The sequence below is a fragment of the Rhodococcus sp. 3258 genome (assembly GCF_031456475.1).
GTDB lineage: Bacteria > Actinomycetota > Actinomycetes > Mycobacteriales > Mycobacteriaceae > Rhodococcoides > Rhodococcoides fascians.
This window is the reverse complement of record NZ_JAVDUT010000002.1, coordinates 140,903-155,244: the sequence shown is the minus strand read 5'-3', so window position 1 is coordinate 155,244 and position 14,342 is coordinate 140,903. Positions and strand designations below refer to the sequence as shown.

The window sequence follows — 14,342 nt, the reverse complement described above, 5'->3', positions numbered from 1 at the left end:
CGGCGCCATGAATCCTGCTCTGCTTGCCGGTCTTCAGATCGGCATCGTGATAGTCGTGTTGGCGGCGGCGTACGTGCCGCTCGGTGACTACATGGCCCGAGTGTTCGGTTCTACCCACGACACTCGCGTCGAGAGTCTGCTCTATCGGGTGGCCCGGGTGAACTCGTCGTCGGAACAGACCTGGGTCGGCTATTCCACCAGCCTGCTCGGGTTCTCGTTCGCCGGAGTCGCATTCCTGTTCGTACTGCAGCGGATTCAGGGTGTGCTCCCGCTGAACGGTGGCCTGTCGGGGGTGAGTCCGGCGATGGCGTTCAACACTGCAGCGTCGTTCGTCACCAACACCAACTGGCAGTCGTACGTTCCCGAGACCACGCTGTCGAATCTGACGCAGCCGCTGGGGCTGGCGGTGCAGAACTTCGTCTCTGCTGCAGTCGGTCTCGCGGTGGCGATCGCCGTCGTGCGCGGCTTCGTTCGGGTGTCGACGGGCGGTGAGCTCGGCAATTTCTGGGTCGACCTCACGCGCGGGACGCTCCGTATTCTGCTGCCGCTCTCCGTGCTCGTCGCGATGATCATGCTGACTCAGGGCACCGTGATGTCGTTCTCGTCCGGCTTCACCTCCACCGGTCTCGATGGGCAGACGGTCACCAATGCGCTTGCGCCCGTTGCCTCGCAGGAGGCGATCAAGGAGATCGGCACCAACGGTGGTGGCATTCTGGCGGCCAACTCGGCGCACCCGTTCGAGAACCCGACACCACTGACCAACATCGTGCAGATCATCTCGTTGCTGCTGATCCCGGTGGCCCTCACTCGTACGTTCGGCACGATGATCGGCAACCGCAAGCAGGGTCTGACGCTGCTGGCGGTGATGGCGACGCTGTGGGCGACGTTGTTGGCGGTGACGTTGTTCGCCGAATCCGGTACCCGTGGAGTGGCAGCAACGGCCGCGGGCGCGATGATGGAAGGCAAGGAAGTTCGCTTCGGCATCCCGGCGTCTGCGCTGTTCGCGGTGTCGACGACCGGAACATCGACCGGCGCAGTCAATTCGGCCCACGACAGTATGTCTGCGCTGGGCGGCGGAGCGGTGTTGCTGAACATGCTGTTCGGCGAGATCGCGCCGGGTGGCGTCGGCACCGGTCTCTACGGATTGCTGGTGCTTGCGGTCATCGCGGTCTTCGTCGGTGGTCTGCTCGTCGGCCGGACCCCGGAATTCCTCGGTAAGAAGCTGGGTCGACGGGCCATCACGATGGCCGCGCTCTCGGTTCTCGTGATGCCGATCCTCGTGCTCGTCGGAACGTCGATCACGGTGATACTCGAATCGACGACGAGCTATCAGGGCAACCCCGGCATCCACGGATTCACCGAGGTGCTCTACGCCTACGCCTCCGCTGCGAACAACAACGGCAGTGCTTTCGGCGGCTTGACGGTGACGAGCGACTGGTTCCAGATCTCCCTCGGTATCGCGATGCTGCTCGGCCGGTTTCTGCCGATCGTCTTCGTATTGGCCCTGGCCGGTTCGCTTGCGACGACCAAACGCAGCGCGCCCAACGCCGGCACCCTGCCGACCGATGGACCGTTGTTCGGCACGCTGCTGATCGGTACCTCGATCCTGGTCGCGGCCCTCACCTTCTTCCCCGCACTTGCTCTCGGACCCATAGCAGAGGCCATGCAATGAACCTGTCACTGAACACCGCTCTACCCGGCGCGTTCCGCAAACTCGATCCGCGTCACCTGGCCCGCAACCCGGTCATGTTCGTCGTCTTCCTCGGCTCGATCGTCACGACGATCCTGTCGATTGCTCAGCCGTCGGTGTTCGCCTGGTTCGTCACCGGCTGGCTGTGGTTCACGGTGCTGTTCGCGAACCTCGCCGAATCCGTCGCCGAAGGTCGCGGCAAGGCGCAGGCCGCCAGCCTGCGAAAGGTCAAGCAGGACACTGTTGCTCGCAGACGGACCGCCGCCGGTGTCGAGGAGGTCGCAGGTGCGGAATTGGCCGTCGGCGACGAGGTGATCGTCTCGGCCGGTGAGGTCATTCCCGGCGACGGCGATGTCATCGAGGGTATTGCAACCGTCGACGAATCTGCCATCACCGGTGAGTCGGCCCCGGTGGTCCGTGAATCCGGAGGTGACCGGTCGGCCGTCACCGGCGGCACGATCGTGCTGTCCGACGAGATCGTCGTGAAAATCACTGCAGCGCAGGGCGAGACGTTCGTGGATCGGATGATCGCACTCGTCGAGGGCGCGGCGCGGCAGAAGACGCCGAACGAGATCGCCCTGAACATCCTGCTCGCGTCGCTGACCATCGTGTTTCTCTTCGCTGTCGTCGCCATCGGTCCGATGTCGAATTACGCTGGACAGCAACAGGATCCAATCCAGCTGATTGCCCTGCTCGTCTGCCTGATCCCCACGACCATCGGGGCACTGCTCTCGGCCATCGGTATCGCGGGCATGGACCGGTTGGTGCAGCGCAACGTACTGGCAATGTCCGGCCGGGCAGTGGAGGCGGCAGGCGACATCGACACCCTGCTGATGGACAAGACCGGGACCATCACTTTCGGTAACCGCCGCGCCACCGGCCTGCATCCGGCGACGGGCATCGACGCCGCCGAATTGGCTCGCGCAGCTCGGCTGTCGTCGCTGGCCGACGGCACCCCCGAGGGACGCAGCATCGTCGAACTGGTCGAGCGCGACTTCGACTCCGTCACGGCAGAAGGCGAATCCGAGCGCGGGGAGTTCGTGGCGTTCACGGCGCAAACTCGGATGAGCGGGTTGGATCTACCGGGCATGGAGATCCGCAAGGGTGCAGCGGATTCGGTCTACAGTTGGATTCGCGACGGCGGCGGGACGGCCGATCTGGACGGCACCGTGCACGACATCGCGCAGAACGGCGGCACTCCGCTGGTGGTCGCGGTACGCGAAACCGGTTCTGCTGCTCGCGCTCTCGGTGTCGTCGAACTCTCGGACGTCGTCAAACCCGGCATTGCCGAACGGTTCGCTCAGCTGCGGGCCATGGGCATCCGAACCGTGATGGTCACCGGTGACAATCCGCTGACCGCCAAAGCCATTGCTGCCGAGGCAGGTGTCGACGACTACCTGGCCGAGGCCACTCCCGAGGACAAGCTCACGCTCATCCGGCAGGAGCAGGAAGGCGGCAGGCTCGTTGCGATGACCGGCGACGGCACCAACGACGCCCCGGCTCTCGCGCAGGCCGACGTCGGCGTGGCGATGAACACCGGCACCTCGGCGGCCAAGGAAGCCGGCAACATGGTGGATCTCGATTCCGATCCGACCAAACTGATCGAAATCGTCGAGATCGGTAAGCAGTTGCTCATCACTCGAGGAGCACTGACGACGTTCTCGTTGGCCAACGATTTGGCGAAGTACTTCGCGATTCTGCCGGCGATGTTCTCCACCGTCTATCCCCAGCTGGGCGGGCTCAACATCATGCACCTGGCGACGCCGGAATCGGCCATCCTGTCTGCGGTCATCTTCAACGCGCTGGTCATCGTCGCGCTGATTCCGTTGGCACTCAAAGGTGTTCGATACACCCCGGCGTCCGCAGCTGCGTTGCTGCGGCGGAACCTACTGGTCTATGGCGTCGGCGGCGTCATCAGTCCGTTCGTCGGTATCTGGCTCATCGACCTGCTCGTTCGACTCATTCCAGGGATTGGCTGACCATGCGTTTCGTACAGGGATTTCTCCGTCAGGTCGTCGCCGGCTTCGCAGTGCTGCTGGCGCTCACCGTGATCCTCGGCATCGCGTACCCGGCTGTGGTCTGGGGCATCGGCCGCATCGGCACCGACTCCGCCGAGGGGTCGCCGCTGCGTGACGCACAGGGGTGCGTCGTCGGCAGCTCGCTGATCGGCGTCGATCCGCAGGTGGCTCCGGGAGAGCCGGATCCGTTCTTCCACACCCGCGTCACGGGCTCGGTATCGGACGACGACGCGTTCGCGCCCGGCGATCCTGCTGCTGCGCTACCGACCAATCAGGGCCCGTCGAGCGAGGTACTCGCGTCGTTCGTCGAACAGCGTCGAGCCGCCATCGCCGCCCGCGAGAACGTCGATCCGTCGGCGGTTCCGGCCGACGCCGTCACCGGCTCCGGATCCGGTATCGATCCCGATATCAGTCCCGCGTACGCGGCCCTCCAGGTCGCCCGGGTGGCCCAGGTCAACGGAGCGCCGGTGAGCGAGGTGGAGGCTCTGGTCGACGGGTACACCCGCGGCCCGCAGTACGGTGTACTCGGTGCCGAAGCGGTGAATGTCCCGGAGTTGAACCTGGCACTGCGGGACGCATACCGGCCGGGTGAGGAGACAGGCTGTGGCGGACAGGGGTGAGCTGCGGATCTACCTCGGTGCCGCGCCCGGCGTCGGCAAGACCTTCGCCATGCTCGGCGAAGCTCGTCGGCTGCAGGATCGCGGACGTGACGTGGTCGCGGCCGTCGTGGAAACGCACGGTCGGGCGCGAACCATCGAGGCACTCGAGGGCATCGAAGTCCTGCCGATGGCCACCGTCCGTTATCGCGGATCCTCGGCGCAAGAACTCGATCTCGACGCGGTCCTGACGCGTCGCCCCGAGGTGGTGCTCGTCGACGAGCTGGCGCACACCAACACTCCGGGCAGCGTCCACGAAAAGCGCTGGCAGGACGTCGAAGTGCTGCTCGACGCGGGCATCGACGTCATCTCGACCCTCAACGTGCAGCACCTCGAATCTCTGAACGACGTGGTGCAGCAGATCACCGGTGTTCCGCAGCGAGAGACGGTTCCCGACAGCGTGGTTCGGGCCGCCGACGAAGTCGAGCTGGTCGACATCACACCCGAGGCGCTGCGGAGCAGGCTGCGGCACGGCAACGTCTACGCTGCCGACAAGGTGGACGCCGCGCTGAGCAACTACTTCCGCGGCGGCAACCTGACGGCTCTGCGTGAGCTCGCACTGCTGTGGATCGCCGACCAGGTCGACGCCGCATTGGTGAAGTACCGCAAGGACAATCGCATCACCGACACCTGGGAGGCGCGCGAGCGGGTGGTGGTCGCGGTGACGGGCGGCCCCGAGTCGGAAACCCTGCTGCGGCGGGCGAGTCGGATCGCCTCGAAGTCCAGTGCCGAACTGATGGTCCTGCACATCGTTCGCGGAGACGGCCTCATGGGCGTGTCCGCACCGCAGATGGGTTCCGTGCGCAAGCTCGCCGCCGGCCTCGGTGCGAGTGTGCACAGCGTCGTCGGGGACGACGTGCCCACCACTCTGCTCGATTTCGCGCGCGGAGTGAACGCCACCCAGTTGGTGATCGGTACCTCGAGACGGTCACGCGCCGCCCGCATTCTCGACGAGGGTATCGGCGCGGCCGTCGTGCAGAACTCGGGAAAGATCGACGTGCACATGGTCACTCACGCCGAGCAGGCCCGTCGGCGGAGTCTGCAGGTCGATTCGGGGCGTCGACGGGTGATCGCCTGGCTGGCCGCGGTTCTCGTGCCTTGCTTGGCCGCTGCAGTGCTGAGCACGGTCGGTCCGGACTTCGATTCCAGCGGTGAGAGCGCCCTGTTCTTCATGGTGGTGCTGTGTGTGGCTCTGTTGGGAGGTGTTGCACCGGCGGCACTCTCGGCGCTGATCGCAGGATTTCTGCTGAACTATTTCTTCACCACACCCAGATACAGCCTGACGATCGCCGAGCCGGACAACTTCGTCGTGACAGTCGTACTGCTGCTGGTCGCTGTCGCGGTCGCGGCCCTGGTGGATGCGGCTGCTCGGCGGACGCGTCAGGCACGCCGGGCGACGCAGGAGGCCGAACTGTTGACCCTGTTCGCTGGGTCCGTCCTGCGCGGTGCCGATCTGGGCGCGCTGCTCGAGCGCGCACGGGAGACGTATCGCCAGTCCGGCGTCGCATTGTGGGACAACCAGTCCCGGTCCATCGTGGGCAGCTCGGGCGAGCACCCGCCGACCGATCGCAACGGGGCCGACACCGAAATCGACGCGGGCGATTTCACGCTGCTGCTCGTCGGCGAACGCACCCGCGCCCACGATCGCCGCGTCCTCGCAGCCGTGGCCAACCAAGCCGCGGGCATGGTGCGCCAAGCCCGTTTGGCCGAGGAAGCCAGCCGCGCCAACGCACTGGCCGAGGCCGACGCGTTGCGTCGAGCATTGCTCTCGGCCGTCAGCCACGATCTGCGGACGCCGCTGTCGGCGGTCAAGGCAGCCTCGTCGTCGCTGCGCAGCACCGACGTTCAGTTCTCGCCCGAGGACACCGACGAACTGCTCGCCACCATCGACGAGTCGGCCGACCAGTTGACGGCATTGGTGACCAATCTGCTCGACTCCTCGCGGCTGCAAGCCGGTGTGGTGCAACCCAGTCTGCGTCCCGTCTTCGTCGACGACGTACTGGCAGGCGCGCTGGTGGGGGCCGACGAGCGGGTGCGGGTCGAGGTGGGCGACGTCGAAGTGCTTGCCGATCCGGGTCTGCTCGAACGAGTGCTCGCGAACCTGGTGGCGAACAGTGCCCGCTACGCGCCCACCGGCGAGATCACCGTGCGCGCCGCAGTGCACGGGGACATGGCCGCCATCTCCGTCGTCGACCACGGCCCCGGCATCACCGTCGGGGCCGAAGCGACGATGTTCGACGCGTTCCAACGCCTCGGCGACCGTGACAACTCGGTGGGGGTCGGACTCGGCCTGTCGGTGGTGCGAGGATTCGTGCGGGCCATGGGCGGTACCGTCACGGCGTCGGACACCGTCGGCGGAGGGCTGACGATGACGGTCGAGTTGAAGGCGGCGAGCAGGTGAAGGTACGGGCGCTCGTCGTCGACGACGAACCACAGATAGTGCGGGCGCTGCGGATCAATCTGAACGTCCGCGGATTCGAGGTCGTCAGCGCGGCTACGGGTGGGGAAGCACTGCGGGTGGCCGCGAACTTCCACCCGGACATCGTGATCCTGGACCTCGGTCTGCCCGACATCGACGGTATCGACGTCATAGCAGGTCTGCGCGGATGGACCGATGTGCCGATTCTGGTGCTCTCGGCGCGCACCGACTCGGCCGACACCGTCGAGGCACTCGATGCCGGGGCGGACGACTTCGTGACCAAGCCGTTCGGCATGGACGAGCTGCTGGCGCGACTGCGCGCGGCCCTGCGCCGCGGTCCGCAATCGGTGGCGGATCCCATCGTCGAGACCGCGGACTTCACGGTCGACCTCGCTGCCAAAACCGTTGTTCGACAGGGTGAGAACGTGCACCTGACGCGCACCGAATGGGGCGTCCTCGAACTGCTCGTCCGCAACGAGGGGAAACTGGTGTCGCAGAAGGAGATTTTGCGTACCGTGTGGGGACCCGGGCACGAACGCGAAACACATTATCTGCGAATCTATCTCGGCCAACTACGCCAGAAGTTGGAACGAGACCCAGCGGCACCGGTGCATCTGATCACCGAAACCGGCATGGGCTATCGATTCGTGAGCTGAGCGCTACCCGCGCCCGCACCTATCCACCCAGTACCTCACCTTCGCGGCGTGGGTCCGCTCCGCCGATCCAGCCACCGTCGGTGCGTTGCAGCGCGCTCAGCCCGCTCGACTGGTCGGCAACCGAGACCTGGTGGCCCTTCTCGCGCAGCGTCACCACGACCGGATCGTTCTCTCCGGTCACGTTGGGATGTTCGCCGCCGTAGTTGGTGGACGGGGTGTTGGCCGCTCCGAAGTCGACCATCGACACCGCCTGCTGCGGGTCCATTCCCCAATCGAGAAGTCCTACCAGTGTTTTGACGACGAACTGGATGATCACCGACCCGCCGGGTGAGCCCGCGACGAGAACGAGATCTCCGCGTGTGCCGTCGTCGCTGCGATCGAACACCAGGGTCGGGGCCATCGAACTGCGCGGGCGCTTGCCGGGCTCGACACGGTTGGCCATGGGAGTTCCGTCCTCGGCCACCGGCGCGGCGGAGAAGTCGGTGAGCTGATTGTTGAGCAGGAAGCCGTCGACCATGTGGAACGAGCCGAAGGCCGACTCGACAGTTGTCGTCATCGAGGCCGCGTTGCCCTCGCCGTCGACGATCGAGATGTGGCTGGTGCCGTGCTCGGGATCGGTGGACGAGGCGAATTGCACGGGCCCGAAGTCGCCCGGTTTCGCGGTACCCATCGACTTGCCCTCGTCGATCAGTCCTGCTCTGCTGCCGAGGTACTCGGGGTCGAGCAGGGCGTCGGGCGAGCCGCCGGGTAGGGGTACGAAATCCGGATCGGCGACGTACTTGTCGCGATCGGCGTACGCCAGACGCTCGGCCTCGGAGATCAGATGCACGGCCTCGGCGGTCGGCTTGCCGCCGTTGGCGTCCATGTCCGTCGGGGCATACTGCGCCAGATCGAAGTTCGACAGAATGCCCATCGTCGACGCCACCGCGATGCCGCCGGAGGACGGCCCCGGCATTCCGCAGATGTCGTGATCGCGGTACGGCGTGCACACTGCGGTGCGGGTCTTCGGCTCGTAGCCGGCGAGGTCGTCCACCGTGATCTGCCCCGGGGTACGGCCGGCGGTGGTATCTGCTGTCGCGTCGACGATGGCCTGGGCGATGTCGCCGGTGTAGAATGCATCGGCACCGTCGGTTGCGATGGCGGACAACGTCTTCGACATCGCCGGATTGTTCAGCACCGTGCCGGCGGGCTTACCGGTTCCGTCGGGCTGCAAGAAATAGTCCTTGGACGCCGGGTCGAGTGCGAGCTTCGGTGCCGAGTCCGCGATGGACGAGGCCATGCGCGGGCTGATCTCGATTCCGTTGTCGGCGAGCTCGATCGCGGGTCGGAACAGATCCCCCCACGGCTTGTCACCGTGATCCTCGTGCGCCTGCTCGAGCATGCGCACAACGCCCGGCACGCCGATCGATCGGCCACTGGACCGCGCATCGGGTTGCGGCACAGTGCGGTTGACGTCGTCGATGTACCGCAGGTAGTCGCCGGTGGCACTCATCGGCGCGGTCTCGCGGCCGTCGTAGCTCTGCACCTCACCCGACGCGGCGTCGTAGTACATCAGAAAAGCGCCGCCGCCGATTCCCGACGACTGGGGTTCGACGAGCCCGAGCACGGTCTGCGCCACGATGAGTGCGTCGGCCGCGGTGCCGCCGTCGCGTAGTACCTCGCACGCGGCTGCGGTGGAGACCGGGTTGGCGGTGGAGACCGAGTACGACGGCGTCTCCACCGGAGTCATGTTCGACCGATATCCGGTCGCCACTTCCGGCTTGGTGGAGATGTCACCCGAGCCGGTGCTCGGGGACTTTCCTACCGGGGTGCCGCCACTGGCGCCGAGTACGCAACTGTCCGCAGCGGCGGTGTCGGTACCGGCGTCGTCACTACTGCTGCACGCGACGAGCGGCACCAGTAGGAGAGCACAGGCGAGGGCGGTGTAGCGAACAGGGCGCATTCCGGTTGCAGACACCGCTCGACGCTAACACCGTGGTCACCGTTGCTGCGCGGATTCGAGAAGCCAATGCGCGATGGGGGCGGGCCTGCCGTACAGATAGCCCTGCGCGTAACGGCAGTCGAGTTGCTCGATGATCGCGGCCTGTTCCTCGGTCTCGACCCCCTCGGCGACGGTCGCCACGGGAAGCGCGGACGCCATGGCCGTGATGGCGCGAATCAGCTGGACGTCGGAATCGGAGACGCCGATCTCGTGGACGAAGGACTTGTCGATCTTGAGCAGCGCAATCGGCATCTTGCGCAACCGGTTCAGCGAGGAGTAGCCGATACCGAAATCGTCGAGCACGATGAGTACGCCCATGGCGGCGAGCCGATCGAGCACGGTCTTCGCTGCGCCGATGTCGTCGATCAGAACACTTTCGGTGATCTCGAGCGCCAGGTCCGCACCGGTGACGCCGAAGGTATCGAGCACCCGTTGGACGATGCCCGGCAACGAGTCGTCGCGCAACTGCATCGGCGAGACGTTGACCGACATGGTGACGTCCTGCCCGTTCGCGCGCAGTGTCACCAGATCGGAGATCGCGGTGCGCAGTACCCACTCACCGATCTCCTCGATGAGATTGGTCGATTCGGCGATCGGGATGAACTCGTTCGGCGTCCGTACTCGGCCCTGCCAGTTCCAGCGCACGAGCGCCTCGTAGACAACGGTCTTGCGGGACTTCGTCGCGACGATCGGTTGGTAGTAGACCTCGAGCTCCCCGCGCCGGATCGCGCCGCGAAGTGCGGTGGCGGTCTCGATCGCCGATGTTGCTCGCGCACGCAAGGACTCGTCGAAGAACGCGTAGCGAGACGCCCCGAGAGATTTCGCGTGATACATCGCGGTGTCGGCCTCGCGGATGGCGTCGTGCAGTCGTTCGGCGTCGGCGATGCCCACCGAGGCCGAGACGTAGGCGGTGGCAGCACTGAGCGGGAACGGCTCGCTTAGTCGCTCGATGATGCGGCGCGCCAACAGTTCCGAACCGGAACGGTCGCGGCGGGTGAGCACCACGAACTCGTCGCCGGCATACCGAACGACGGTGTCGGCGGCACCGACGGCCGCGCGGATGCGACGTGCCGCGGCGACGATCAACTCGTCTCCGACGCGGTGGCCGTACGAATCGTTGACCATCTTGAAGTTGTCGAGGTCGACGAACAGAGTGCAGGTGCGTCCGGGTCGCTGGGCGCGTTCGTGTCGGGCGTACTCCGCGTCGAGCGTCGTGCGGTTCGGCAGTCCGGTGAGCAGGTCGTGTGCCGCGAGGTAGCGGGCATGCTCCTCGCCGGTCTGCACTCGGGCCAGGGCGCGTTCGCCGCGGAGGAAAGCACCGACCAGGATCGAGGCGAGCAACAGCGAGCGGACGATCAGGTCGCCTGTGGAGACCGCCGAACCGAGCAGCGGCACGGTCGCGCAGACCACCAACAACAACACCACGAAGACAACCCGACGGCTGCTGTGGGCGGGCGCGGGGGTCTGCCGGTGCGACACCGTGCGCATCGACGGGTCGAGCGCTGCCATCGCCAGCGACAGGTACGCGAACAGGTAGATGCCGTCGAGCAACCCCGAGGACGGAGCGTCGTCGGTCGTCGCCGCGAAGGCGTAGGACACGTCGCCGACGAACGTCGCCACCAGGGCGAGCAGCGCCCAGAACAGCGCGGCGGAGCGGGGTTTCGAGGAGAAGAGCAGATATGTCGTCAACGTGATCAGCGCCGCGTCGATCGCCGGATAAATCCCGTTCACCACCGTCGACACGGACGAACGCGGCAGGTCGAGGGCCGGAGAGATCAGCAGCAACCACGACAGGAACAGCGTGCCGAGGAAGATCAGGCCTGCATCGACGAGTGGGGTGATGTCGTCGATCGATCGGCGGTCTCGGATCCACCGAGACAGGGCGTATCCCACCAGGGCGTACCCGGTGAGAGTGAACAGATCCGGAAGCAGCGAGAACGATCGATCCAGCGCGTTCGGGTCGCTGCGAAACGAGACTCCGAACATGAACAGCACCGAGGCTCCGAACAGAGCCCACCAGCATCGGGCGTCGGTCGGGCGGTAGCGACGAATTGCCGCACTGATCGCCACGACCGATCCCACGGCGACGACGGCCAGAACGCCGGCACGTACGTCGGCGCTGCCCTGGACGAACACCGTCACCGCGATGACGGCCACCGCAGCCAGGAACGCGGTCCGCACCGACGGCACGGCGAAGGGCGCAGAGGCCTTCGCATTCATCGAAGGACCCCACTTCCCCTCGCGTGCGGACTCGCACCGTCCCGACTGACGCCTTCACCGGTGAATATACGTCTTTGCCAGCAAAAACGGTGATCAGGGTCACTATTTGCCCCCAAACGAACTTCGATTCCACCGACCCTCGGCACAGAGAGTCGTCAACCGAGGGTTGACGACGGACTGGCGTCAACCTAGAGTTGACGTATGACCGAATCGACGAAGATCACCAATCCAGTCCGACTCGACGACCTGATCGCCGCCATCGAGAAGGTGCACACCGACGCGCTCGATCAACTCTCCGACGCGGTGATCGCCGCCGATGCGCTCGGCGACATCGCCGACCATCTGATCGGCCACTTCGTCGATCGTGCGCGTCGGTCCGGTGCGTCCTGGACTGCCATCGGCGCGTCCATGGGCGTCAGCAAGCAGGCGGTACAGAAGCGCTTCGTGGCCAAGGGTGGCGACGACCCGGCCGAACTCGACGCCAGTCAGGGCTTCTCACGCTTCACTCCACGCGCACGAAATGTGGTGGTGGGGGCGCAGAACGAGGCCCGGGCGACGAGCAACGATCACATCACCACCGGCCATCTGATCCTCGGCCTGCTCGGTGAGCCCGAGGGCTTCGCCGCGAAGCTGCTGGGTGCCCAGGGGCTCACCGACGAGCAGATCCGTACCGCGGTGACGGCGACGCTGCCCGAACCGGCCGATCCCCTGCCGGCGCTGATCCCCTACGACGCCGGTGCCCAGAAGGCACTGGAATTGACCTTCCGTGAGGCGCTTCGGTTGGGGCACAACTACATCGGCACCGAGCACATCCTGTTGGCGTTGCTCGAGAACGAGGATGCCACCCTAGCCGAACTCGGGGTTCGCAAAGACGCCATCGAGAGCGGACTGGCAACCGCACTGGGAAGCTGACCTCCGACGTCAGGAGGCCATTGCGTCGGCCTGCTGTACGGCGAACCGAACGTCCTCCTCGATGAGGTCACCGTTGATCGCGGCACCGGCCTTCACGCCTGCCGCCGAGGCCGCGACGACGGTGTCCATCGGTGCCGCCACGTTGCCGGCCACCCACACCCCCGGCACGGACGTCGCCCCGACCGGGTCGGCCTCGATGTAGGTGCCCAAGACGTAACCGTTCATCATCATCTCGGTCGTCTCGAGTCCCAATGACTCGAGAACGTCTGCGCGGGAAGTGAAGTTGGGGCCGACGACCACAGCGTCGAGCGCGACGGCGACGCCGTTCGCCAACGTGACGCCGACGATGGCGTCGTTCTCGACGTCGACTCGCGTGATCTCTTCTTCGACCACGACGATCCCGCGGGCGCGCATCCGCGTCAGCTCTTCGGGGCTCAATTCCGTTGCGGTGTGGGTGAATACGGTGACATTCTCGGACAGTTGACGCCACATCTGGGCCTGATGTCCGGACATGACGCTGCCGATGATGCCGATCGCCCGGTCTCGGACTTCCCATCCGTGGCAGTACGGGCAGTGCAGTACGTCGCGGCCCCAGCGCTCGGCGAGCCCGGGGATGCCGGGAAGAATGTCGGTGAGACCGGTGGTGACCAGGAGGCGACGGCCTCGAACGACGGTCCCGTCGGCGAGGGACACCTCGAACCCGGAGTCGGTCCGCGTAGCCGAGGTCGCGCTGCCGTCGACGATGCGGACGCCGTAGTGCTCGGCCTCGATGCGGCCGAGACGAACGAGCTCGAGCGGAGATTCGCCGTCGCGCGTCAGGTAGTTGTGCGAATGGGCGGCCGGAGCGTTGCGCGGATCGCCGGCGTCGACGATCGCCACGGATCGGCGGGAGCGTCCGAGGGCCACGGCTGCGCTGAGCCCCGCGACTCCGCCGCCGACGATGATCGCATCGACGCGGACATTCTCGGTGGGCGCTGGGTATGCGTTGTCTGAAGTCATGTCTGCAGTGTGCGGACAGGACTCTAGGGTTGGCAAGAAAAATTGCCAGAACGGCAACTTGTCGAAGACGAAAGTACCGCTGCCCCTCGCCGAGCGCACAAAACGAGGTAGCTGCCCTGTTTGTCCCCGCGTCGGCCGGACCGACGGTTGCCATCGGTGGCAGTAAGCGCGGATCTACCGCTTGAACAGGCCGTTCGGGTGCGGTCTACTGATCGGCAGGAACAAATTGGGGGCGCAATGGGGCATTTCGAAATCGGGGATACGGTCGTCGCAGTCAGAAATCTGGGACGCGTGCGTTGGCGAAGCGGCATTCCCAAGGGAACCGTGGGGATCGTCGTAGGCATCGACTGGCTCGGCGACGCCCGAGTGGACTTCACCGCCGACCCGTCGATGCGAGGGCGCGGAGAAGCGGTGGAGCACATCGTGGCCGACGGTGACGTCCGGACGGTGCGGTCAGCGCCTCGCCGCTTGTTCGGCTAGCTGCCGTCGGTTCGCTCGTCGTCGGTGGCTGGGCCGGTTTCGATGGCCCCACCCTCGCTGGACCAGTCGTTGGTGTCTGCGTCCGCAGCCGGGTCGGACTGCACGTCCTTGTCGGCGTCGGGGGCAGGGTTCTCGTCGTGTTTCGGATCAGTCATGTGTGCGGTGTACCCGTGCGGTGCCGGACGAACCGTCGGCACCGCACGGATGGCGAACTGCCGGTCCTACAGTCCGAAGGGCAGCGTTCCCGGTGCCAGCTCGAAGCCGCTGCTACCAGCAGAAATGGAGCCGAAGCCGGCCAGGATCGCGTTGAT

General features: G+C 66.0%; 11 protein-coding genes. 7 read left to right on the top strand and 4 right to left on the bottom strand.

The features are described from left to right. The first annotated feature begins 7 nt into the window (after window positions 1-7). Genes kdpA through J2X62_RS08080 form a run of 5 tightly spaced genes read left to right on the top strand, consistent with a single transcriptional unit; the run spans window position 8 to window position 7,439 of the window. Complete coding sequence (gene kdpA, locus J2X62_RS08100; protein WP_310179603.1) at window positions 8-1,672, top strand: potassium-transporting ATPase subunit KdpA; 1,665 nt, start codon at window positions 8-10, stop codon at window positions 1,670-1,672. After that, window positions 1,669-3,669, top strand: coding sequence for a potassium-transporting ATPase subunit KdpB (gene kdpB / locus J2X62_RS08095; RefSeq protein WP_310179601.1), 2,001 nt, complete (start codon window positions 1,669-1,671; stop codon window positions 3,667-3,669). Before kdpA ends, kdpB begins: the two co-directional genes overlap by 4 nt. A 2-nt stretch (window positions 3,670-3,671) precedes the next feature. Further along, window positions 3,672-4,328 (top strand): potassium-transporting ATPase subunit C, encoded by a 657-nt coding sequence (locus J2X62_RS08090; protein WP_310179599.1) that lies wholly within the window; start codon window positions 3,672-3,674, stop codon window positions 4,326-4,328. Next, window positions 4,312-6,765 carry a sensor histidine kinase KdpD gene (locus J2X62_RS08085; RefSeq protein ID WP_310179597.1) on the top strand — a complete coding sequence of 818 codons (2,454 nt, stop codon included), beginning with the start codon at window positions 4,312-4,314 and terminating at the stop codon, window positions 6,763-6,765. The genes J2X62_RS08090 and J2X62_RS08085 overlap by 17 nt, the downstream gene beginning before the upstream one ends. Further along, window positions 6,762-7,439, top strand: coding sequence for a response regulator (locus J2X62_RS08080; RefSeq protein WP_032367717.1), 678 nt, complete (start codon window positions 6,762-6,764; stop codon window positions 7,437-7,439). The genes J2X62_RS08085 and J2X62_RS08080 overlap by 4 nt, the downstream gene beginning before the upstream one ends. A 19-nt stretch (window positions 7,440-7,458) precedes the next feature. On the opposite strand, the gene J2X62_RS08075 is transcribed toward J2X62_RS08080, so the two are convergent. Together J2X62_RS08075 and J2X62_RS08070 are read right to left on the bottom strand one after the other, a co-directional pair. Next, window positions 7,459-9,381, bottom strand: a complete 1,923-nt coding sequence (locus J2X62_RS08075) for a gamma-glutamyltransferase family protein (protein WP_310180361.1) — start codon at window positions 9,379-9,381, stop codon at window positions 7,459-7,461. 36 nt (window positions 9,382-9,417) lie between these two features. Beyond that, a complete protein-coding gene (locus J2X62_RS08070; protein WP_310179595.1) occupies window positions 9,418-11,640 on the bottom strand; it encodes a bifunctional diguanylate cyclase/phosphodiesterase in 2,223 nt (740 codons plus the stop codon). Window positions 11,641-11,841: 201 nt separating this feature from the next. Here J2X62_RS08070 and J2X62_RS08065 point away from each other — a divergent pair, with 201 nt between their 5' ends. After that, window positions 11,842-12,552, top strand: coding sequence for a Clp protease N-terminal domain-containing protein (locus tag J2X62_RS08065; protein WP_310179592.1), 711 nt, complete (start codon window positions 11,842-11,844; stop codon window positions 12,550-12,552). Between the two features lie 9 nt (window positions 12,553-12,561). On the opposite strand, the gene J2X62_RS08060 is transcribed toward J2X62_RS08065, so the two are convergent. Then, window positions 12,562-13,551, bottom strand: a complete 990-nt coding sequence (locus tag J2X62_RS08060; protein ID WP_310179590.1) for an NAD(P)/FAD-dependent oxidoreductase — start codon at window positions 13,549-13,551, stop codon at window positions 12,562-12,564. Between the two features lie 237 nt (window positions 13,552-13,788). On the opposite strand from J2X62_RS08060, the gene J2X62_RS08055 reads away from it, so the two are divergent. After that, window positions 13,789-14,031: a hypothetical protein gene (locus J2X62_RS08055; RefSeq protein ID WP_032407893.1), complete on the top strand. Its 243-nt coding sequence runs from the start codon at window positions 13,789-13,791 to the stop codon at window positions 14,029-14,031. Here J2X62_RS08055 and J2X62_RS08050 read toward each other — a convergent pair. Then, the gene (locus tag J2X62_RS08050; protein ID WP_169879401.1) at window positions 14,028-14,186 is read right to left on the bottom strand and encodes a hypothetical protein; all 159 of its coding nucleotides are present in this window, start codon (window positions 14,184-14,186) and stop codon (window positions 14,028-14,030) included. The genes J2X62_RS08055 and J2X62_RS08050 overlap by 4 nt on opposite strands. Window positions 14,187-14,342: the final 156 nt, after the last annotated feature.